Genomic DNA, 20,587 nt, shown 5'->3' with positions numbered 1-20,587 from the left:
TCGAAAGGCCCCACGCTGGGGCCTTCCGCCATTTCAGGCAATCGGCCGGTCAACCGCCCTTCTGGTCATAGGCTGTGCCCCAACCCCAGGCGCCCGAGCCAAAACCACGGGCCACGACGCGTTCGCGGTAGATCGCGGAAACGACGTCACCGTCACCTGCAAGAAGCGCTTTGGTCGAGCACATCTCGGCGCAGATGGGTAGTTTGCCTTCTGCAATCCGGTTGCGCCCGTACTTGGCAAACTCGGCGGTCGAGTGGTTCTCTTCGGGGCCACCAGCACAGAAGGTACATTTGTCCATCTTGCCGCGGCTGCCAAAGTTACCGGCCTGCGGATATTGCGGTGCGCCAAACGGGCATGCATAGAAGCAATAGCCACAGCCGATGCACAGGTCTTTGGAGTGCAGCACCACACCTTCTTCGGTCTGATAAAAGCAATCCACCGGACAAACGGCCATACATGGCGCGTCCGAACAGTGCATACAGGCCACCGAGAGCGAACGCTCTCCGGGTTTGCCGTCATTCAGGGTCACCACGCGACGGCGGTTGATCCCCCACGGAACCTCGTGTTCGTTCTTACAAGCCGTGACGCAAGCGTTGCATTCAATGCAGCGTTCGGCGTCACAGAGGAACTTGGATCTTGCCATTTCTCTTTCTCCTTATGCTGCGCTGATCTTGCAGAGAGTCGATTTCGTCTCCTGCATCTGCGTGACCGAGTCATAGCCATAGGTCTGGGCCGTGTTCGAGCTTTCCCCCAACACGTACGGGTCGGCGCCCGTCGGGTATTTCGCCCGCAGGTCGTCTCCCTGGAAATGCCCACCAAAGTGGAAAGGCATAAAGGCCACGCCTTCACCAACCCGCTCTGTGACCATCGCCATCACCTTGACCTTGCCGCCTTCCGGGCTTTCCACCCAGACTTGCGAGCCGTCGCGAATACCAAGGTTGTTGGCGTCCCTCGGGTGGATTTCGACAAACATGTCCTGCTGCAGCTCGGCCAGCCATGGGTTGGAACGCGTCTCGTCGCCGCCACCCTCGTATTCGACTAGGCGGCCGGACGTGAGGATGATCGGATAATCCTTCGAGAAATCGTTCTTCTGGATCGAGGCATACATAGTCGGCAGACGATAGAACTTGCGGTCTTCGTATGTCGGATAATCCCCAACCAGATCGCGACGTGGCGTGTAGAGCGGCTCGCGGTGCAACGGTACCGGATCCGGGAAGGTCCACACCACAGCACGAGCTTTGGCATTGCCGAAAGGCGCACATTCGTGCTTGATCGCCACCCGCTGGATCCCACCGGAAAGGTCGGTCTTCCAGTTGGTCTTTGGACCAGCCACGGCATCAATCGCCGCACGCTCTTCGTCGGTCAGGTCCTTGTCCCAGCCAAGGTCCATCAGCATCTGCATCGTGAACTCAGGATAGCCATCCTGAATTTCAGAATTCGAGCTGTAGACCCCATCAGCCAGGAGGTTGTCCCCGTCCCGCTCGACACCAAAACGGGCGCGGAAGGTAAGCCCCCCCTCGGAAACCGGTTTGGACATGTCATAGAGGTTCGGCGTCCCCGGGTGACCCATTTCCGCTGTGCCCCAGCAAGGCCACGGAAGTCCATAATAGTCCCCGTCCACCGGACCACCATTGGCGCGCAGCGTGGTGCGGTCAAAGGTGTGCTGGTTTGCCATGTGCGCTTTAATCCGCTCTGGGCTTTGACCAGTGTAACCGATCGTCCAGAGACCACTGTTGAATTCGCGGGTCACGCTTTCAACGTTCGGTGTGTTCTCGTCTTCCATCTCGATATTGCGGAAGAAACGATCGGCCCAACCGAATTTATTGGCAAAAAGACCGATGATCTCATGGTCTGTCTTGGACTCGAAAAGCGGCTCCATGATCTGATCCCGCCACTGGAATGAGCGGTTCGAAGCAGTGACCGAGCCACGGGTTTCGAACTGCGTCGCAGCCGGGAGCAGATAGCAGCCATCAGTGCGGTCATGCAGAACCGCGGAGACCGTCGGGAACGGGTCGACAACGACCAGCATGTCCAACTTCTCCATCGCCGTCTTCATTTCCGGACCGCGGGTCTGAGAGTTCGGAGCGTGGCCCCAGAGAACCATGGCCCGCACGTTGTTGGGCTGATCCATGTTGTCCTTGTCTTCAAGGATACCATCGATCCAGCGCGACACAGGAATACCGGTCAGGTTCTGCAGGGATTTTTCCTTGCCGTCCTTGCCGGTGATTTTGTCGAACTGTCCAGCCAGCCACTCGGGGTCTTCCTTCCAGACGCGGGCCCAATGGTCCCAAGCGCCCTTCGACAGACCATAGTAGCCCGGCAAGGTGTGTGAGAGAACGCCCAAGTCGGTTGCACCCTGAACGTTGTCGTGGCCGCGGAAGATGTTGGTGCCGCCCCCGCTGGTGCCCATGTTGCCCAGCGCAAGCTGCAGAATGCAGTAGGCGCGGGTGTTGTTGTTACCATTGGTGTGCTGCGTACCACCCATACACCAGATCACGGTGCCGGGACGGTTGTTGGCCATAGTGCGGGCCACCCGCTTGAGCTGTGAACCCGGCGTGCCGGTCACGCGTTCAACTTCTTCGGGGGTCCACTTGGCCACTTCTTCCTTGATCTGGTCCATCCCCCAGACACGGGTGCGAATGAATTCTTTGTCCTCCCAGCCGTTTTCAAAGATGTGCCACAGGATACCCCATACCAACGCAACGTCAGTACCCGGACGGAAGCGCACATACTCGTCGGCATGGGCCGCGGTGCGGGTGAAACGCGGATCGCACACGATGAGCGGCGCGTTGTTCTGTTCCTTGGACTTCAGGATATGCAGGAGCGAAACCGGGTGCGCCTCGGCCGCGTTCGAGCCGATCATGAAGATCGCCTTGGAGTTGTGGATGTCGTTATACGAATTCGTCATCGCACCATAGCCCCAGGTGTTTGCAACACCTGCCACCGTGGTCGAATGACAAATCCGGGCCTGGTGGTCCACGTTGTTCGTACCCCAATAGGCGGCGAACTTGCGGAACAGATAGGCTTGTTCGTTGTTATGCTTGGCCGAACCCAGCCAGTAGACGCTGTCAGGTCCGCTCTCTTCGCGGATCTTCATCATGCCGTCGCCGATCTCGTTGATCGCCTGTTCCCAGCTGATGCGCTTCCACTCACCACCCTCTTTCTTCATCGGGTACTTGAGGCGGCGTTCACCGTGGGCGTGCTCGCGGACTGCGGCTCCCTTCGCGCAATGGGCGCCAAGGTTGAATGGGCTGTCCCAACCGGGCTCCTGCCCGACCCAGACTCCGTTCTGCACTTCGGCAACGACAGTACAGCCAACCGAACAATGCGTGCAGACAGATTTCACCGTCTTGACCGCGCCTGCGGTTGCACTGGCGGCTGCATTTGCCTGCGTCACCGTTCCGCCGGTGGCGCTGATTGCGGCAAGGCCCCCAATGGCCAGACCGCTGCCGCGCAGAAACGCACGACGGTCGACAGATTTCTCCGCGACATCAGACAGGATACTTGTCCGCTGGGGGCGTCTCGCAACCCCGTTGGTCTTTTTCCTAAGCATTTTATCCTCCCTTGCTGTCCCATTGGGGACGTAGCTGGGTTAACGAAAACCTTCGGCAGTCGGGCGTCACGCAACCAGTCGCCTTTGGCTGAGTACCGCGTCCGTCTTCTCAGAAACGGGCGCTGTCGTAGTAGGCGCGGGTGTGCGCGGTATCCTGCATCTTGTTCGATGACAGGTCAGGTTCTGCGGCCTCTGCCGCGCCCCCCGTGGCCGCGATAGCGACTGCCGCAGCGGGCGCTGTGGTTGCGGCCATTTTCAGAAAATCTCGGCGGCTTGTGCCGTCGTCGGTCTTCTTTGCCATGTGAGAGTCCTCCTCTCTTTGGTGGGTGGCGGTTGCCCGCCATGTTTGCGGAATTAGTCCGCGCTCATCCGAAAGCCTTCCGCCTCAATCTCCATAAACACCCGGCCGACAGCACCGACCGAAGCGTAGAAGACCGAGTTTTCGGCGGCTTCCAAATCCGAATAGAAATGCCCCGCCCAGGGGGCGATATGGCGGTTGAAGAAGGTCTTCTGATCGCTGACCGGTGCAGGCGTCCCGAACCGCCCCACGATCAGGGCACCCATCATTTCCATGAGCGACGCGATATTGTCCTCAGGCTCATAGACATTCTCTGCACGGTTTAATCCACGCGCGTTCATGTCTTGGCGCAGGGTAGCCAGCGGTTTCTCGTTCAGGAATCCCGTGAGATAGTAACTGGCATAGGGCAACAATTCGCCCCGGCCCAATCCGATGAACAGCTTATTGAACTCGCGCTCAACAGTCTTCGGCTTGGACAGCTTGGCGATCCGGGCAAGCGCGTTGATTGCGACACCAAGCGCGCTCTCGTCTCCGGCGAGATCAGCGGTTTGCGCGAGCAGCAGTTCATCAGGCGGACCCGCCAGCAGGAGGCCCAAAAAATTGTAGATATCCGCGCGAAGGCGATCTTCCTGCGCCACACTCTCCGAAACTGCGGTTGCCGTCATCTGGCTTTCTCCATTCATGCGCTTGCCTCGGTTTCGCTGGTCGAAAACCGCATCCGTCTCGGCACCGGCATCGGCGCAATGCCCGAAATGTCTTCTATCTCATCGGCGGCGACGCCCATCTCGACCGCGGCGGCGCTCGCACTGTCCTCCGAAGCCAAAGCAAGGGCGCGCACCTCTTCAACCTCAGGCTCCAGAGCTTCGTCTGGCTCTTCGGCGTCAGCGACGACCACCACCTCTTCGCCGCGCATCAGCGCTTCGACGTGCGCGGTCATGCCCTTGCCAACCTGATAGGCTGTTTGGAGGTTCTCGATAACGTTGCCCGCGTCGGTAAAATCTTCGCCGTAGTCGACCAACCCGTCGACATTTGCCAATACCGGGTTTGTCGTCCACAGGCGCCGCAGCGCTCGGTTCTTTAAACGCGCGGGAACTTGCTCTGTCAGGAACGCCGTGAAATCGTCCCCCTCCGAGAGCGTGTCCGGGTCGGGAAGCCCCAATTCTTCGAGGATTTCTTCGTCCAACTTTTCACCCAACGCCAAATCCCGCTCGGCCACGGCCTCGTCGGCAAGCGCGCGCTCTTCCGCAAGCTGCTCCGCTTCCACAGCAGCCTTGCGCCGCGACCAGAAGTCTCCACGGCTCATTGTAAACGCTCCTTTTTGGCAAGAGCCGGCGAACGATAAACGTCGACCAACTGACGGATGCGCGCATCGCCAACGCCATCAGATGTCAACGTGATGTCCTTCTTGTCGCGCCTGCGTTTCTTGAATGCCTCTTCCCTGTGATGCTGATCAACAAAACCTTGGACCCACGCAAACACGCTCTGAGGCATGGCAACCTTTTCGACAATGTCCTCGCCATTGTCGGCATAGTCCTGCGCTTCGTAGGGTGACGCGGTCACCAAAACCAACTCGAAAGGATGCGCAGTTTCATCGGCCTCGCGCATCACAACGTACAGGCAGGGCACCTGTGCGTTCAGCCCGTGCAAGTATGAATCGGTGTCTGCCCTGTGCAACTCCAACATAAGTGTCGCCGCGTGAAACTCGCAGGTATTCCCCTCTTCGCGCAAAAGACGCCACTCTGCATTTGACGCGCCTGGGAGAACACCTGAAACACGCCAGCTCCACGCCGCCCACCGAGTCGCGCCGGGCCTCCGCCGCAGCACGATGCCCATCGGCATCGCTTCGTACTTTCCCGAATTGTAGATCACATTCCCCAGGGCCTTGCTCTATAAGTCTTTTAAAACTGCCCAATGGCCACTCTTCTATAAAGCGAGAAGTGTGCGTGAATCGCACTTTGACAGTTTTCCGGTCAAATTGGGCAGCATGGCATTCAGCCAGACAGTTGCGCGGTCGTTTTGTCCATTCCGACTAAAACAATCAACTAAAGATACACACATAGAATCGCCCGAATCAGGCATCCGGCTCGCATTGCTCAAACCAAAAAGCCTCTTCGAATTCTGGTTTACCGCCTCGTAGAATCATGCCTAGTCTGAGGTCGGTTCAGCGCAAAACTCGCGTCTAACCAACCAACAATACACGCTGGGATAACATGGCTAAAACATTGATTTTATGTGACTGTTTGGGGACAAATCCCCTCGACTCCGATGCCCTGTCACAGGCTACCGGTCTCCCATGCTCCCGCGTGCACACCTCCCTTTGTCAGGACCAACAGCAGGACGCGGCGAGGGCATTATCTGACGGTGACGCAATTTTTTGTTGTGGTCAGGAGACCGCCCTTTTTGAGGAAATAGCCGACAGTTTAGGGGTCCCTTACCCCGCCCATCTGGATCTGCGTGATCGCGCAGGTTGGAGTGTCGACACTGGGTCAAGAATACCCAAAATGACCGCTTTGGTCGCAGAAGCATCCCTCTCAATCCCCGCGGCCAAGACCGTTGACGTGGTTTCAGAGGGTTTGTGCTTGATCCTTGGCGCAGAGGAGCCCGCGCTGTTGGCGGCAGAACAACTCCAGACCTACCTGAGCGTAACTGTACTACTCGAAAGCGACGCCACTGCACCGTTCACCCGGGATTATGATGTGGTGCAAGGGCGCCTGAAAAGCGTCAACGGGGCACTCGGGAACTTCGACGTCACAATTGACGGCTTCTGCCAAATGTTGCCGCACGGCGCAGGCCAGTGGGCTTTCACATCCCCAAAAAACGGTGCGAAATCGAAATGCGACATCATCTTGGACCTGCGCGGAGCGCCCCCCCTGTTCCCAGCCCCTGAAAAGCGCGAGGGGTATTTCCGAGCCGACCCGAACAGCGCCACAGCGGTAGCGCGTGCCGTTCTAGATGCGTCCCACATGGTCGGCACCTTTGAAAAGCCGCTTTATGTCCGAACCGAACCATTGTTATGCGCCCACTCAAGGGCCGAACAGACGGGCTGCACGCGCTGCATTGACGCCTGCCCGACCGGAGCGATCACATCCTCTGGCGAACATGTTTCGGTCGATCCGATGATCTGCGCAGGCTGCGGTGCCTGTTCCTCGTTGTGTCCTTCCGGCGCGATTGCATATGACGCCCCAACGGTCGACCAAACCATCCGCCGCGTGCAAACGTTGGCCAAGGCGTATCTCGACGCAGGCGGCGTCGAGCCGAGGCTATTGATTATTGGTGCTGACGGGGCAGAGTTGATCCGTGTATCCGCCCGTTTCGGGCAAGGACTGCCGGCCAATGTCATTCCTCTGGAAGTTGAAGCGCTCAACACCATCGGCCACTCGGAAATGTTGGCCGCTCTCGCGGCCGGATTCGCAGACATTAATATCCATCTGCCCCCAAAGACCGATCGGGACGTCATGCAATCCGAGATCGATCTGGCGACCGCCCTTTCGAGCAAAGCCATTCGCATGATTGAAACCCAGGATCCAGACATTTTGTCGGAGACACTCTTTGCACCGAGCAGTGCCGATGCTCTGAAAATTCCGGCGCGTCCCATGGGCACGCGACGTCAAATCGCACGCACTGCCACAAAGGCCTTGCAACCGGATGCCGAGATTTTGCCCTTGCCTCAAGGCGCACCTTATGGCGCGGTGCTCGTGGATACCGATGCGTGCACGCTCTGCCTCTCCTGCATTTCGCTTTGTCCCTCCGGCGCTCTTGGAGACAATCCCGACCTGCCCCAATTGCGGTTTCAAGAAGATGCTTGCCTTCAATGTGGTCTTTGCGCTCGGGTCTGTCCTGAAAACGCAATCACCTACGAGCCGCGGATGAACCTCACTAACTCGGCGCTCGAGCAAGTGGTCCTGAACGAAGAAGAACCCTTTGCCTGTATCGAATGCGGTGCCCTGTTTGGCGTCAAATCCACAATCGACAAGATCACAGAAAAACTGGCGGGCAAGCACGGTATGTTCCAAAGCCCCGAAGCCGCCAGGATGATCCAGATGTGCGACAATTGCCGCGTAAGTGCGCAATACCACGCCCAAAACAACCCGTTTGCCGGGGGAGAGCGCCCCAAACCCCGCACCACCGACGACTACCTCAGCAAACGGCGCGATCACTGATGTTCCAACGGCGCCCCAAGATCGGCAGGGTTCAGCAAGGCAACATAGGCGAGAACCGCCTCGACTTCGTCGAGCGTCATCTCCAATGGCACTATGGGCGATGGGCGATCTTGTGCGAAGGGCGGTGTGACCTCCGCCACCTGGGTGAATGCCGGATGCGGGTTCAGCGCATAGAACGCGGCAAATCTCTCGTTCCAGTCGGGCAGGCTGCGCAAGGCAAAAAAGGATGGCGTCGAGCCAATGGCGTTCATCCGTTCTTCCGCCACCACTACATGACAGCGCCCACACATCCTCTGCGAGACTTCGCGACCAATGTCGGCATTCCCGCCCACCGTGACGGACACTGCCTCAACCTGCTCTTCCTCGGGGATAGAAAACACTTGGGCGCCCTCCACCGTAAAGGATGTGATCGCGCGCCGACCGACGTCAGACGTGATCCAGTCAGAGAACTTTTGCACGCCGCCATGCCCGGAGTTGTGCACTTGCATGCGCCAAATCCGACCAAGCCGGGAAAACACCGGTTTTCCATGCTCTCCAAGACGCACATCTGCCGCCTCGCCAGCCTGAACGAGTGTAATACGCACCTGTGTCTTGAGCGAGAACCGGGGCAAAATGAACTGCAAGAGACCGCTATCGACAATCTCCGGAGCAGCAGACATCGTGAACGTACGTTCGTTCGCGCCGCCCTGCTCCGCCCACGAAAAGGCAGCAATCAACGCCAGAATGAACATGCGAAACCAATGGACCATAAACGATTTTAGGGAATCGCATCTTCTTTCGTCAACACAATCGGGAAAGGACAAACCATGAGCGATGACTTTAACATGTCGATGCGCAAATTTCTGAAACAGGTCGGCGTAACCTCTCAGCAGGCTATCGAAGACACCATGCGCGATGCGGATTCTTCCGGCAAATCATTTACGGCCAAAGCCGTTATCACCATCGAAGAGCTTGGCATGGAACATGTCGTGACAGGAACGATCAAGGGGCGGGGTTAAGCTTGGAACTTTCGCGAGAAGCCGTTCTGAACGCTCTGAAACAGATTGCCGATCCTGCCGGGCACGGCGATATCGTCTCGTCAGGCGTCGTACGCGCCCTCAATATCGATTCCGGAACAGTACGTTTCGTCATGGAGATCGATCCGACCAAGGCCGACACCTATGCTCCCGTCAAGGAGCAGGCGGAGGCCGCGATCAGCGCGCTTGGCCGCGTCGAGAGTGTTTCGGTGGTTTTGACAGGGCACAGCACCCCGTCGGCGCCACCTGATCTCAAACCCTCGAGAAAATCCGAACCCAAGGGACCTGAGAATATCCCCGGAGTGACACGGATTATCGCCATTGCGAGCGGCAAGGGTGGCGTGGGCAAATCCACTGTTTCTGCCAATCTTGCCTGTGCGTTTGCGGCTGAGGGAAAACGTGTCGGCCTGCTGGATGCGGATGTCTACGGCCCAAGCCAACCCCGAATGCTGGGTGTTTCCGGTCGTCCCTCCAGCCCTGACGGCAAAACCATCCTTCCCATGCGCAATCATGGCGTGACGATGATGTCGATCGGCTTGATGACCAATGACGATCAGGCCGTTGTCTGGAGGGGACCAATGCTGATGGGAGCCCTGCAGCAAATGATGATGCAGGTGCAATGGGGCGCGCTCGATGTCTTGCTTGTCGACCTGCCGCCCGGCACCGGGGACGTGCAGATGACACTGGCACAGAAAGCACATGTCGACGGCGCGATCATCGTGTCCACACCTCAGGATGTGGCGCTCTTGGACGCTCGAAAAGGCATCGACATGTTCCGTCAGCTGAACGTGCCCATCCTCGGTATGATCGAAAACATGTCGACCCATATCTGTTCGTCCTGCGGTCACGAGGAGCACGTCTTCGGACACGGTGGTGTCGCCTTGGAGGCAGAAAAGCTCGGGGTTCCGCTGCTCGCCGAAATCCCGTTGCACTTGGACATCCGGATTGCCGCCGATGGCGGCGCGCCCATTGTTGTGTCCGCTCCGGACAGCGCGCAAGCTGCGGGTTTTCAAGAGGTCGCCCGCGACCTCATTTCGCAAGGTGCCGTATGAACAGCATGGTGTTCCCTCCACTCATGTCCGGGCAATCCGTTACAGGTGACGAGGATCCGTTCCTCACGGCCTGTCTGAAGGCTGCGGCAGGCTGCGACGCAGGGCTGATCGTCTACAATCTCGCCCCTGACACTTTGAAGGCCGCGCTGGTGTTTGCCCCCGAAGTGCCCTTGGCCGACGCGATGGTCATGCTGCCCGTCTGCGCCGTAGGGTTCCAGAATGCGCTTGGAGCGCTCGCGCCACCGGAAGTTGCGGTACATCTGGAATGGGGCGGTGGCTTGCGCATCAACGGCGCGACATGTGGCCGGATGCGCGCGGCGGCAAGCACGTCCACCCCGACAGAGATACCGAATTGGCTGGTCGTCGGATTCGAACTACCGCTCTGGCCCGCCTCCGAAGATATGGGGCACACGCCGGATCAAACCGCGCTTTACGCAGAGGGCTGCGCCGATGTTGAGGCACCGCTCCTTGTTGAAAGCTGGGCACGTCATACCCTGAGCTGGATAAACCGGTGGGAAGAGGAAGGAACAAGACCTCTGCATGCAGAATGGCGTGGCCTGGCCCATGGCCTAGGCGAGGAAACCGCACAAAGCGACGTCGTCGGAGTTTTCGTCGGGGTCGATGAGCAATTCGGGATGCTCTTGCGCGACCAAAACACCACCCACCTATTCCACTTGCATACGCTACTGGAGGACCTTTGATGCAACTGGCCCGCGCCATTCATTTTGACGAAAGCGATACGCGCGTCTTTTCCAACGCGGCCCGCACCGGCGAGTGGTGCATCTCTGGTGGGTTCGAATTCTCGAACTGGTCCGAAGCCGACCTTGTCGGCAAGGCCCGTCAGGCGTTTTCGAACGGATGGTTCGGTCTCGAAACATCCGGGAGGGTGACATTTGTGGCCGTCACTCCGATCGAGCCTGCGGAGATCGAAAGGCTGACTGACCTGCTGGCCCAGCATTTTGTAACCTACTATGGTGCGCCGGATGTCGACACAGCCCGCCCCGTGGCCGCCGAAGAACTGAGGCATATGCTTGACCTGTGCGATGAACACGACGCCAACACACTCCTCACTGTCGCACGCGACCTGACACCAGGAGGCGTGCGCGAATCCTATCGTGTGATCGAAACGCAAGACGCCGGTCTGGAACAATTTGCGATACACGGTTCACTGGACGACTAAAATAGGCCCAAGGAGGCACCCCAGGCCTTTTTTTCGGTGCGGGTGCGATCACTTGGCGTTGAACACAAAAAGCGTTTCACCATTGATCGCATAGGTGTTGATCAGGTCTTTCGCCCGATCCGACACCAACCAATTCTCAAGCTTCATCGCCAGATCGTTTTTCACATGCGTGTGTTTGTCTGGATTCACAGGGATATAGGCATATTGATTGAACAGCACGGGGTCACCTGAGTAAAGCAATGCCAACTCCCCTTTGTTGCCAAAATTCAACCAGCTTGCCCTGTCCGAGATGATGTAAGCATCCATGCCCGACGCGGTATTCAAAGCAGCTCCCATGCCTGCACCCACGGCACGATACCAATCGCCCAAGCTATGTGGATCCAGACCCGCGCTTGCCCAAAGGCTCAACTCTTTCTTGTGCGTTCCACTGTCATCGCCCCGACTGACAAACATGGCTTCGGCGCTGGCGATCTGCTGCAATGCCTGAGCCGCATTCGCTGCATCCGCGACATAGGCCACATCCGCCTTTGGCCCGATAAAGACAAAATCGTTATACATAATTTCGCGACGGTGCGTGCCGTGCCCAGCGACAAGGAATAGTTCTTCCGCTTTCTTGGAGTGTACAAGGATTGCGTCGACGTCCCCGGCTTCCCCCAAACGAAGCGCGTGGCCGGTTCCAACAACAAGAAGCTGTACCTCAAGCCCCAGATCCTCCTGAATTGCAGGCAGCAGGATGTCGGACAGTCCCGAATTATGAAACGACGTCGTGACTGCCATTTTCATGTCCTCCGCCCACGCCGTTGCGGACATCGCTACGACCGCGGCGACGGCAACAAAAAAGGTCTTCATTCTACAATATCTCCGTTCAAGAAAGCGCGCGCCTGCGCTGTTTGAGGTGTTTCAAAAAAATTTGACGCGCTACCCTGTTCATGGATCTGCCCTCCCAAGAGAAACAGCACGTCACTTGCCAATCGCCGCGCCTGTCCCATGTTATGCGTAGACATGATCAGGCGGACGCCATCCTGCACAGCAGTTTGCAAAATCTCTTCGACTTCACGCATCGCCCGCCCATCCAATGAGGCGCAAGGCTCATCCAGAAATAGCACTTGTGGCGACCGTATTAGTGCCCGCCCCAACGCAAGCTTCTGACGCTCCCCACCAGACAAGACAGTGGCAGGTCGGCCAAGTGCATCGCCCAACCCGACTTTCTTGGCCATCGCGTCAGCCTGCTCGCGCGCCTTATGCCGCGCCACCCCGGCAAGGCGCAACGGATACGCCAAATTGTCCCGCACAGACCGGCGCAGCATCACCGGCGTCTGAAAAACAAAAGCCTGTTTTTCGCGGGCACGCTCTTGTCCACAGGCCCATTCGATGCGCCCCGCGTTCAAACGCGCAATACCATGAAGCATCCGCAACAGCGACGTCTTGCCTGCACCGTTGGGGCCGATGACAATTGTCACGCCTCCGGCTTCCAGCTGCAGGTCGACGGGACCGACCAGCACCTTGCCACGCCGTCGTGTCAGCGCGCCTTCGACGATCAGGGGAAACATGTCACTCACCAGCGCCCCTCCTGTTCCGTCCTCGTCAACCAATGGATCGCAAGATTCACGGCTATTGCAAGACCGATCAGGATGAACCCAAGTGCCAGCGCCAGCGCGAAGTCTCCTTTGCCTGTCTCGAGCGCGATCGCAGTCGTGAGCACCCGTGTGTGATGGTCTATGTTGCCACCAACAATCATGATGGCACCAACTTCACCGATGGCGCGGCCAAATCCGGCAAGCGACGCAGTCAGGAGTGCTCTGCGCCCATCCCACAACAGTGCTGACATCCGTTGTACGTGGCTGGTATTCAATGAAATCAGCAGATCATGGTAATCCGACCACAATTCGCGCAGAGCCTGGTGAGCGATCGACGCGATCAGTGGTACGATAATGATGACTTGCGCTATGATCATGGCCGTCGGCGTGAACAAGAGCCCAAGAACGCCAAAGGGGCCCGCGCGGCTTAGCAAAACGTAGACGACAAGCCCAACCACGACCGGCGGCAACCCCATCAACGCATTCATCACCGCAATGGTCAACCGCCGCATCCGGAACCGGCGCACTGCGAGAAACGCGCCAAGCGGCAGAGCAATGGCCGAGGCGATGACCAACGCGGTCAACGTCACCTGCAGCGACCGCAGGGTGATCTCCACCAGATCGGCATCCAGGGTCCAAAGGAGAATCCAAGCCTGAGACAAGCCATCCCAAAAATCGGACATATTTGCGCTGTATCCTCCATCCTCCAAGGTATCGACCTGCTGACCGTTATCGCGCATCGAACCACAGTCCTCGACGGGAAAAAACGACTAAAAGCCAGCAATCCGCGCTTCCGGACAAATTGACCAGATTCAGTTCTTCGCATGTTAACCGAGCTGAAATAATGTCCAACCGCGACCACCTGCTCCCGTCAGGGTTGGAGGAATCGCAGGGTGACACGGGGCGTTGAGCCGAGGCCGCAAGCTCATGAGTCGCTCTGTTTCGCACTTTCATCTGACCGCTGAAAGATCACCTGCGTACCAGAAAATCTCGTCCCAATGTGACTGCCCTTCGAGTAGCACGCGCCCACGCCGGGCGCCTTTTTTGCTTCGGTTCACCCTGGCACAACCGCCACGCCACCCGATCATTCGACACTTTCGCTTCCGGACCGGAAGCACCCCAAATCGCAAATCTTCGCATCTGCTCTTTGAGCGAGCAAACAGTTACTAGCCCGCAGTTTCAGCACCGCGTACGGACGTTTCCAGACCTGCCGGCCACATCCAACCCTGAATAGCGGTCCCACCAAAATTGGCGGGACCACTCTCGATTGATTAAGAAGCACCACGAGCCAAAAAGGTGTTCACTAGCCCACCACGTTGAACTCCGGGCCGTAGGGATAGCCCGTGATGTTCTCGTTGCCGTCTTCCGTAATCACCAGAATGTCGTGCTCCCGGTAGCCACCCGCGCCGGGCTGCCCATCGGCGATTGTCAGCATTGGCTCCATAGAAATGACCATGCCCGGTTCCAGCACCGTATCGATATCCTCACGCAGCTCCAGCCCAGCCTCGCGGCCATAATAATGCGAAAGCACTCCAAAGGAGTGACCATAGCCAAAAGTGCGGTATTCCAGAAGGTTACGTTCTGCAAAAAACGCATTAATCTGATCTGTCACCTCAGCGCAGGACGCCCCCGGTTTCAGAAGTGAAATCCCCAATTCATGAGCACCGATATTAGCTTCCCAGATCTTGAGACTGGCATCGTCGACCTCGCCAACGAACATCGTGCGTTCCAACGCTGTATAATAGCCTGAGATCATCGGAAACGTGTTCAGGGACAGAATATCCCCACGCTGCAAGACGCGACCAGTCACCGGGTTGTGTGCGCCATCCGTGTTAATGCCTGACTGAAACCAAACCCACGTATCGCGATACTCGGCATCCGGAAACCGCCGTGCGATTTCCTGCTCCATAGCATCCCGGCCCGCCATGGCCACGTCGATTTCGCGCACCCCTTCCTTGACCGCATCCCGGATCGCATAGCCTCCGACATCGGCAACCGCGGCGCCGGCGCGGATCATCTCGATTTCTGCCGGCGATTTGGCCATGCGTTGACGCATGGTCGCCTCATAGAGATCAACAGTTCCGGCGGGCGACAGGAAGCTCTGCATCTTGCCCTGCTGCAACAGTGTGAGATGGTCTGCCTCGTACCCGATCATCTTGCCAGAACCTGTCACCGACAAGATGGCCCGCCAATAGTTGTCACGCTGCCAGTCTGTATAGGTGATATTGTCGCCATAGCATCGCCGCCAGGGCTGTCCCGCATCAATCCCCGCCGAAATCGTCACGCATTCCGTCGGCGTCACGACCAACGCATAGGGGCGTCCGAATGCGCAATAGGTGAAGCCCGAGTAATAGGAAATGTTGTGCATGGACGTGAACACGGCGGCATCGGTGCCGGTCTGCGCAAGAATACCGCGCAATCCCGCGACGCGCGTTTCGTACTCGCTGTCGGCAAATTGCAAACCGGCTTTTTCGCCATTGTGGAAACGATAGAATTCTGGACGTGCAGTCATTTCGACCTCCGTTAAGAAGGTCCCGGCGTTCAGGACTGGAAAGAAAGCGCGCTTCCGTTCCAAGGAAGCGTGGCGACGCCATCGCCTAAAGCATTTGCGCATAATGCCAGCCACCGGGCGCGTTTTCCAGACCGTTTGCGCCCTGGCGATGTCGTTTTCGAGTGTTAGACCTGAAACACTTCGCCCATGGGCCTAAACCTATCCCGCAAGCACTTTCCCCGCCTACCGTCCGTCACACCGTTCCGCGGCGCGAATCCCGTCCTCAAGAATATCAAACATCTGGTGTACCTGATCTTCGGTGATAATCAGAGGCGGCGACATCACACACATGTTGACGATAGGACGCACTAAAAGCCCGCGTTTCTGGCATTCGGCATCGATGCGCGCGCCAATATAATAATCGGCCTCAAGCGCGCTGTGCTTGTCGCCGTCGAAGGAACATTGGACGCATCCCATCAACCCCATGCCGCGCGTGTCAGTGACAATGCCGATTCGAGACAAGCCATGAAGCCGCTCTTGGAACACCGGCGCGATGGTGCGGACATGTTCAAGAATACCTTCTCGCTCGATGATTTCCATGCTGGTCAGCCCTGCAGCAGCGCAAACCGGGTGTCCCGAATAGGTATAGCCGTTTGAGAAGGTCGCATCGCGCCCTGCAACATCTGTGATCAACCGGTCGGAAATCAGCGTCGCCCCCATCGGTGCATAGCCCGAGGTCAAGCCCTTGGCGCAGGTGATAATATCCGGCCGAATACCAAACACGTCCTCGGACGCGAACCAATGCCCCAATCGACCAAATGCGGTTACAACCTCATCAGAGATATAAAGCACATCATGGCGGCGGCAAACTTCGAGACAGCGCCGGTGGTACCCTTCAGGCGGCACGATAACGCCTCCGGAGGCGAGGATCGGCTCGGCAATGAATGCCGCGACCCGGTCCGCCCCAAGTGTCAGGATCGCGTTTTCAAGGTCCGCGATCTTTTCTTCAAGAAACTCCGCAATGCTCTGTCCCTCGCCGCGATAAAGCGGGTTCACATCCGGCAGGAAATGGGCGAATTGGTCGGCCTTGTCCAACCACAGACGATCACGCTCCTTCCCGCTGACACCGGCTGCAAGATAAGTGCTACCGTGATACGCTTTCTGCCGCGTGATCACGATCTTCTTTTCAGGCCGCCCCAATAGGTTGTTCCGGAATTGGACAAATCGCAGAGCGCTGTCCACGGCCGTCGATCCGCCGGTGGTAAAAAACACATGATTGAGATCACCCGGTGACCGGCGGGCGAGTTCGCGGGCAAACCGGGCGGCGATCGAGTTGGTATTGTTGAAAGGCGAAAAATAGGCCAACTGGCGCGCCTGTTCCGCCATTGCCTCGGCCATTTCCTCTCGTCCGTAGCCAATCTGGGTACACCACATGCCCCCCGGACCATCGATCAATCGCTCTCCGTTGCCATTGAAGATGTGAATGCCGTTGGCCGTCTCCACAAACGTCCGCTCGTTCTGTCCTAGGGCCGACATGCCTTCCCATGGATGTACGAAATGTGTGTTGTCCCAGCTTCTGACGTCGGTGTTATCCACGGCGTGCCATCTCCTCGGTGCTCAAGATAATCGGAAATTCGGCTCGCACTTGGGCGTCGGCTGCACCAAAATAGTTGGGGAAATGAGACCCCAGGATCGTATTCGCCTTGTTCCGCGCCCGCTCCAGAAGATCAGTTTTGCCCTCGTTCTCCCAGGTATCGGTGCGTTCCCGGTCCATGAGTTGCGGATAGACAAACTCTGAATTCATGTAGGTGAGCGTATGTGGATTGCCCAGAAAGTGGCCGGGATCTATGGCACATTGGTGGATCACATCCACCGCCATGGTTTCGTCCGAAACCTCGATCCCGCGCAAAGTGCGCAGGATCATGCCGCCGGCTTCGTCATCAATGACCATGCTTTCGAAGCTGCATCCCATGAGGCTGCCAATCATCCCCCCAAACTCGCACAAGCGGTTGGCCCCTGCATGTGCCGCAAGCGAAAACGTAAGCGCCTTCTCCAGCCCGTATTGCGCGTCTGGCACCTTGGCGTCGGTCATACCGGCGCCCACAGAGGTTGGAAGGCCATAGAAATTGCCCATCTGGATCGCCGCGGCGCCGATCAGAGCCTGTTCACCGCTACCTCCTGTGAAGGACCCGCTGCGCAGGTCGGTGATAAAGGGCCAAGCGGCAAAACAGACCGAGCACCCCGGCGTGATCAGATTGACGATCGCCACGCAGGCCAATGTCTCGGCCACGGTCTGGACAAGCGTCCCGGCCAACGTGGCCGGCGCGGTGGCCCCCGCCTGCGGCGGCACAGCCAGATCAACAGTGAGGCCCAGCTTGGCCGTGTCGATCAATATCTCCATATTCTCACGCCCGATCCGCAGTGGTGACACCATGGGGCACCCACCAAAGATCACGCTCGGTTTCTTCATGAAACTGCCCTCGCCCCCGGAGGCCAGATCGAACATGCGGATTGCATGTGGGATGTGGCTGCGATCCCGAAAGGTCAGACAGGCCGGTTTCTGACTTCCCGCCAGCATCGCGTAGATCGTGTTCATGTCATGGGCGAAGTCGTCGGTCACGTCAGTGGCCAGCACCGTGTCGCCCAGCATGTGTATGTTTTCAAGCTGATCCACCAACCGGGTGAAATCATAGACATCCCGCAGAACCGACGGTCGATAGGTACTGGTCTCGGCGTCAAAGGTCGTGACCGCTGTCCCCGAGTTGGCGAAATAGACGCTCTCGCCGGTGCAATGCATGTCGTCCTTGCCTTCGCGCTCACCGCGGGCAAACACGTAGAACTCTTTAGCCGCGACCGACAAAAGGTCTTCCATCAGGGCGCGGGGAAAGCAGAGGCGATCATGCGCGTTGAGCACCGCCCCCTTAGGAAGCACCAAGTCAAGCAATTCGGGAAAATGATCTGAAACACCCGTTTTTTCCAATACCGTCAAGGCGGCATTGTGGATGTGTTCCATGTCGCGCTGGCTGAGCGGTTTGTACCGTCCGCCCGCCAAACCACCCTGAACCGCTTCATTGCCAGTCGTAGCCTTCTGCACAGCGATGCGGGCAGCCCGCCCGCCACCACGGCGGCGCGAACGGGGCGATGAAGATGTGGTGCTCATGATGTTTCCTCACAAAGATCGATAATTTCCCGGCGGAACCAATCTTTGTCGGTGTCCTGCATTGGGCGTTCAAACTCTCGGGCGGCGCGGTGCCCGGAGAATACCGCATCCACGATCAGGCCCGGTTGTGCTGCGTCGCCGATCAATTCGAGTGTGGTCAGTCCAAGCGGCTTTAGGGCAGTGTACAGAGCGGTATCGCGTATGCGTTCGGTGACTAGCACCGCAGATGCACAACTCACTTGCGTCGGTTTGCCGGTAAAGACACAACTCAGCGTAGCGCCATTGCGATCAAGTGAGGCCAGTGTCTTGTTGCAATGGATATCCACCCCCAACTCGATCAACCGCGCCTGAACGCGATGCTGTTCCAACGTGTTCACTGTGAAGCTCGACACCAGACTTTCCGGCGTGACAAGGGTCACCTGCATGCCAGAGGCGACCAGCTTCTCGGCAATCACACCAGCCAAATAGACATGATCGTCATCGTAGATCAGAACCGGCCCTTCGGCTGGCATTTGCCCTGACAAAATATCGTCAGGCGTCAAGATGTTTGCATCTGGCTCGATCAACGGCGCTTTGCGCTGGGTATTTCGGCCAACGCCATCACGCCGCCAATGCGCACCGGTCGCAACGAAGATATTGGTAATCCCCAGCTCCGCCACTTGTGCGGCATCCAGCGGGCTGTCGGTGAACATGCGCGCGTTCCCCCGCTGGGACAGGTCGTTCAGCCGGTAATCCTTCACGCGGTTCCAGGCAGATAGTCCCGGCAGGCGGCTTTCGCGGGCCACGCGCCCCCCGAATTCGCTGGATGCTTCGGCTAGCGTGACCTCGTACCCACGTCGCGCCATCTGCATCGCGCACTCCAGACCGGCAGGACCGCTGCCAATTACCAGCGCCTCGCTTTCCTCGCCCTTGGCCGAGATGATTTCCGGGTGCCATCCGCGCCGCCATTCCTCGCCCATAGTTGGGTTCTGGGTGCATCGGATCGGGATGCCGAGATTGTCTGAGGCCACGCAGATGTTGCAGCCTATACATTCGCGGATCTCGTCGATGCGGCCCTCCCTTATCTTGGTCGGCAAGAACGGATCGGCAATCGAAGGACGCGCCGCGCCAATCAGATCGACGATACCCTTTTTCACCATCGAAACCATCAGGTCGGGAGATGTCAATCGGCCCACGCCTACCACGGGTTTCCCCGTCACCTGCTTAACGAAAGCCAGAGCCTCGTTTTGATAGCCGTCCTCCAATTGGAACCGGGTGGTCATGCTGTCATTGTCCCATCCCGACACGTTTACGTCCCACAAATCAGGAAGATCAGAAAGAAGTTCGACCACCGCGCGCCCCTCTTCGGCGGCCTGCATGCCGTCTGCACCTTGCATCTCGTCAATGGCAAAGCGGAACGCCACGGCGCAGGTGTCGCCGACGGCCTCACGCGTATCTTCAAGCAATTCGCGCGCCAATCGCACACGATTCTCAAGCGACCCCCCATATTCATCGCTGCGGGTATTCATGTGGGGAAGCATGAAATGCTGTGCGATGGACATCGAATGGCCCGCATAGACATAGATGATATCGGCTCCTGCCTCCTTTGCGCGCAACGCAGCATCGCGATGCCAGCGACGAAACTCCCGGATATCCGCCTTGTCCATGGCGCGCGCATGTTTAGGCATGGCCGAGTCCACGCTCATCTCGGACGGCGCCAACAAGGGAGCCCGGCTCAGGTGGTTGTTCGCATGATTACCGTTATGTGCCAGCTGGATTGCGGCCAATGCTCCTTGTTCATGCACGGCATCCGTCATCAGACGCAACGCTGGAATGTCGCGTGCATCCCAAAGCCGCCCCTCGGGAAAAGGCGTTAGGTCGGAACTGGGGTGAATCTCGGTTTCCTGGTTCGACACAACCGCCCAGCCCCCTGCGGCTTTCATGCCGCGTACACCAGCATCGGCACGGGGGCGCAAATGGCCAAGCCCCGTGCAGTGAGGCACCTGAAAAAAACGGTTGCGGGCCGTGACAGGGCCAATCCTGACCGGCTCGAAAAGCAAAGCGTATGGGTTCGCGTCGGGCATGGCGCGTGCAATCCTGTTTTCTGCAGCCGGGGAGTTT

Annotated in this window: 19 protein-coding genes; 5 read left to right on the top strand and 14 right to left on the bottom strand. The window is 58.1% G+C overall.

The genetic code is table 11. The annotated features are described in order from the left end of the window. Positions 1 to 49: 49 nt before the first annotated feature. The 6 genes from fdh3B to ACS3QZ_RS18605 form a co-directional block, all read right to left on the bottom strand. Positions 50 to 643, bottom strand: a complete 594-nt coding sequence (gene fdh3B, locus ACS3QZ_RS18630; protein ID WP_093094666.1) for a formate dehydrogenase FDH3 subunit beta — start codon at positions 641 to 643, stop codon at positions 50 to 52. Between the two features lie 12 nt (positions 644 to 655). Beyond that, positions 656 to 3,553: a formate dehydrogenase subunit alpha gene (locus ACS3QZ_RS18625; RefSeq protein ID WP_456039163.1), complete on the bottom strand. Its 2,898-nt coding sequence runs from the start codon at positions 3,551 to 3,553 to the stop codon at positions 656 to 658. Positions 3,554 to 3,662: 109 nt separating this feature from the next. After that, positions 3,663 to 3,854 carry a twin-arginine translocation signal domain-containing protein gene (locus tag ACS3QZ_RS18620; RefSeq protein ID WP_456039162.1) on the bottom strand — a complete coding sequence of 64 codons (192 nt, stop codon included), beginning with the start codon at positions 3,852 to 3,854 and terminating at the stop codon, positions 3,663 to 3,665. Between the two features lie 53 nt (positions 3,855 to 3,907). Next, positions 3,908 to 4,516: a TorD/DmsD family molecular chaperone gene (locus ACS3QZ_RS18615; protein ID WP_456039161.1), complete on the bottom strand. Its 609-nt coding sequence runs from the start codon at positions 4,514 to 4,516 to the stop codon at positions 3,908 to 3,910. A 14-nt stretch (positions 4,517 to 4,530) separates the two neighbouring features. Beyond that, positions 4,531 to 5,154, bottom strand: coding sequence for a DUF3306 domain-containing protein (locus ACS3QZ_RS18610; protein ID WP_456039160.1), 624 nt, complete (start codon positions 5,152 to 5,154; stop codon positions 4,531 to 4,533). Further along, positions 5,151 to 5,684 (bottom strand): DUF3305 domain-containing protein, encoded by a 534-nt coding sequence (locus ACS3QZ_RS18605; protein ID WP_456039159.1) that lies wholly within the window; start codon positions 5,682 to 5,684, stop codon positions 5,151 to 5,153. Before ACS3QZ_RS18605 ends, ACS3QZ_RS18610 begins: the two co-directional genes overlap by 4 nt. Positions 5,685 to 6,061: 377 nt before the next feature. Here ACS3QZ_RS18605 and ACS3QZ_RS18600 point away from each other — a divergent pair, with 377 nt between their 5' ends. Then, positions 6,062 to 8,011 carry a 4Fe-4S binding protein gene (locus tag ACS3QZ_RS18600; protein ID WP_456039158.1) on the top strand — a complete coding sequence of 650 codons (1,950 nt, stop codon included), beginning with the start codon at positions 6,062 to 6,064 and terminating at the stop codon, positions 8,009 to 8,011. On the opposite strand, the gene ACS3QZ_RS18595 is transcribed toward ACS3QZ_RS18600, so the two are convergent. Continuing rightward, positions 8,005 to 8,760 (bottom strand): hypothetical protein, encoded by a 756-nt coding sequence (locus ACS3QZ_RS18595; protein WP_456039157.1) that lies wholly within the window; start codon positions 8,758 to 8,760, stop codon positions 8,005 to 8,007. The genes ACS3QZ_RS18600 and ACS3QZ_RS18595 overlap by 7 nt on opposite strands. A gap of 57 nt (positions 8,761 to 8,817) precedes the next feature. Here ACS3QZ_RS18595 and ACS3QZ_RS18590 point away from each other — a divergent pair, with 57 nt between their 5' ends. From ACS3QZ_RS18590 to ACS3QZ_RS18575, 4 genes are read left to right on the top strand one after another with little or no spacing between them, the layout of a single operon-like run. Then, on the top strand, positions 8,818 to 9,009 hold the full coding sequence (locus ACS3QZ_RS18590) for a DUF6494 family protein (RefSeq protein ID WP_456039156.1): 192 nt from the start codon (positions 8,818 to 8,820) through the stop codon (positions 9,007 to 9,009). A 2-nt stretch (positions 9,010 to 9,011) separates the two neighbouring features. Continuing rightward, positions 9,012 to 10,079 carry an Mrp/NBP35 family ATP-binding protein gene (locus ACS3QZ_RS18585; RefSeq protein WP_456039155.1) on the top strand — a complete coding sequence of 356 codons (1,068 nt, stop codon included), beginning with the start codon at positions 9,012 to 9,014 and terminating at the stop codon, positions 10,077 to 10,079. Next, positions 10,076 to 10,780, top strand: coding sequence for a biotin/lipoate--protein ligase family protein (locus ACS3QZ_RS18580; RefSeq protein WP_456039154.1), 705 nt, complete (start codon positions 10,076 to 10,078; stop codon positions 10,778 to 10,780). Before ACS3QZ_RS18585 ends, ACS3QZ_RS18580 begins: the two co-directional genes overlap by 4 nt. Next, positions 10,780 to 11,259: a DUF6505 family protein gene (locus tag ACS3QZ_RS18575; protein ID WP_456039153.1), complete on the top strand. Its 480-nt coding sequence runs from the start codon at positions 10,780 to 10,782 to the stop codon at positions 11,257 to 11,259. Before ACS3QZ_RS18580 ends, ACS3QZ_RS18575 begins: the two co-directional genes overlap by 1 nt. A 48-nt stretch (positions 11,260 to 11,307) precedes the next feature. Here the strand turns inward: ACS3QZ_RS18575 and ACS3QZ_RS18570 are convergent, their stop codons facing one another. The 7 genes from ACS3QZ_RS18570 to ACS3QZ_RS18540 all read right to left on the bottom strand — a co-directional run bounded on the left by ACS3QZ_RS18570 (position 11,308) and on the right by ACS3QZ_RS18540 (position 20,550). Further along, positions 11,308 to 12,108 carry an ABC transporter substrate-binding protein gene (locus tag ACS3QZ_RS18570; protein WP_456039152.1) on the bottom strand — a complete coding sequence of 267 codons (801 nt, stop codon included), beginning with the start codon at positions 12,106 to 12,108 and terminating at the stop codon, positions 11,308 to 11,310. Next, the gene (locus tag ACS3QZ_RS18565; RefSeq protein ID WP_456039367.1) at positions 12,105 to 12,809 is read right to left on the bottom strand and encodes an ATP-binding cassette domain-containing protein; all 705 of its coding nucleotides are present in this window, start codon (positions 12,807 to 12,809) and stop codon (positions 12,105 to 12,107) included. Before ACS3QZ_RS18565 ends, ACS3QZ_RS18570 begins: the two co-directional genes overlap by 4 nt. A 5-nt stretch (positions 12,810 to 12,814) precedes the next feature. Beyond that, positions 12,815 to 13,519: an ABC transporter permease gene (locus ACS3QZ_RS18560; RefSeq protein WP_456039366.1), complete on the bottom strand. Its 705-nt coding sequence runs from the start codon at positions 13,517 to 13,519 to the stop codon at positions 12,815 to 12,817. A 620-nt stretch (positions 13,520 to 14,139) separates the two neighbouring features. Continuing rightward, complete coding sequence (locus ACS3QZ_RS18555; protein WP_456039151.1) at positions 14,140 to 15,348, bottom strand: M24 family metallopeptidase; 1,209 nt, start codon at positions 15,346 to 15,348, stop codon at positions 14,140 to 14,142. A gap of 222 nt (positions 15,349 to 15,570) precedes the next feature. Further along, positions 15,571 to 16,923: an aminotransferase gene (locus tag ACS3QZ_RS18550; protein ID WP_456039150.1), complete on the bottom strand. Its 1,353-nt coding sequence runs from the start codon at positions 16,921 to 16,923 to the stop codon at positions 15,571 to 15,573. Continuing rightward, positions 16,916 to 18,487, bottom strand: a complete 1,572-nt coding sequence (locus ACS3QZ_RS18545; protein WP_456039149.1) for a trimethylamine methyltransferase family protein — start codon at positions 18,485 to 18,487, stop codon at positions 16,916 to 16,918. The genes ACS3QZ_RS18550 and ACS3QZ_RS18545 overlap by 8 nt, the downstream gene beginning before the upstream one ends. Beyond that, positions 18,484 to 20,550, bottom strand: coding sequence for an oxidoreductase (locus tag ACS3QZ_RS18540; RefSeq protein ID WP_456039148.1), 2,067 nt, complete (start codon positions 20,548 to 20,550; stop codon positions 18,484 to 18,486). Before ACS3QZ_RS18540 ends, ACS3QZ_RS18545 begins: the two co-directional genes overlap by 4 nt. Between the last annotated feature and the right edge of the window lie 37 nt (positions 20,551 to 20,587).

The organism is Shimia sp. W99 (assembly GCF_053851455.3).
This window is presented reverse-complemented; position numbering and strand designations above follow the sequence as displayed.

Excerpts from the sequence above, each read along its gene's own strand:
- fdh3B (WP_093094666.1), bottom strand. The coding sequence starts at position 643 with ATGGCAAGATCCAAGTTCCTCTGTGACGCCGAACGCTGCATTGAATGC.
- ACS3QZ_RS18625 (WP_456039163.1), bottom strand. The coding sequence starts at position 3,553 with ATGCTTAGGAAAAAGACCAACGGGGTTGCGAGACGCCCCCAGCGGACA.
- ACS3QZ_RS18620 (WP_456039162.1), bottom strand. The coding sequence starts at position 3,854 with ATGGCAAAGAAGACCGACGACGGCACAAGCCGCCGAGATTTTCTGAAA.
- ACS3QZ_RS18615 (WP_456039161.1), bottom strand. The coding sequence starts at position 4,516 with ATGACGGCAACCGCAGTTTCGGAGAGTGTGGCGCAGGAAGATCGCCTT.
- ACS3QZ_RS18610 (WP_456039160.1), bottom strand. The coding sequence starts at position 5,154 with ATGAGCCGTGGAGACTTCTGGTCGCGGCGCAAGGCTGCTGTGGAAGCG.
- ACS3QZ_RS18605 (WP_456039159.1), bottom strand. The coding sequence starts at position 5,684 with ATGGGCATCGTGCTGCGGCGGAGGCCCGGCGCGACTCGGTGGGCGGCG.
- ACS3QZ_RS18600 (WP_456039158.1), top strand. The coding sequence starts at position 6,062 with ATGGCTAAAACATTGATTTTATGTGACTGTTTGGGGACAAATCCCCTC.
- ACS3QZ_RS18595 (WP_456039157.1), bottom strand. The coding sequence starts at position 8,760 with ATGGTCCATTGGTTTCGCATGTTCATTCTGGCGTTGATTGCTGCCTTT.
- ACS3QZ_RS18590 (WP_456039156.1), top strand. The coding sequence starts at position 8,818 with ATGAGCGATGACTTTAACATGTCGATGCGCAAATTTCTGAAACAGGTC.
- ACS3QZ_RS18580 (WP_456039154.1), top strand. The coding sequence starts at position 10,076 with ATGAACAGCATGGTGTTCCCTCCACTCATGTCCGGGCAATCCGTTACA.
- ACS3QZ_RS18575 (WP_456039153.1), top strand. The coding sequence starts at position 10,780 with ATGCAACTGGCCCGCGCCATTCATTTTGACGAAAGCGATACGCGCGTC.
- ACS3QZ_RS18570 (WP_456039152.1), bottom strand. The coding sequence starts at position 12,108 with ATGAAGACCTTTTTTGTTGCCGTCGCCGCGGTCGTAGCGATGTCCGCA.
- ACS3QZ_RS18565 (WP_456039367.1), bottom strand. The coding sequence starts at position 12,809 with ATGTTTCCCCTGATCGTCGAAGGCGCGCTGACACGACGGCGTGGCAAG.
- ACS3QZ_RS18560 (WP_456039366.1), bottom strand. The coding sequence starts at position 13,519 with ATGTCCGATTTTTGGGATGGCTTGTCTCAGGCTTGGATTCTCCTTTGG.
- ACS3QZ_RS18555 (WP_456039151.1), bottom strand. The coding sequence starts at position 15,348 with ATGACTGCACGTCCAGAATTCTATCGTTTCCACAATGGCGAAAAAGCC.
- ACS3QZ_RS18545 (WP_456039149.1), bottom strand. The coding sequence starts at position 18,487 with ATGAGCACCACATCTTCATCGCCCCGTTCGCGCCGCCGTGGTGGCGGG.
- ACS3QZ_RS18540 (WP_456039148.1), bottom strand. The coding sequence starts at position 20,550 with ATGCCCGACGCGAACCCATACGCTTTGCTTTTCGAGCCGGTCAGGATT.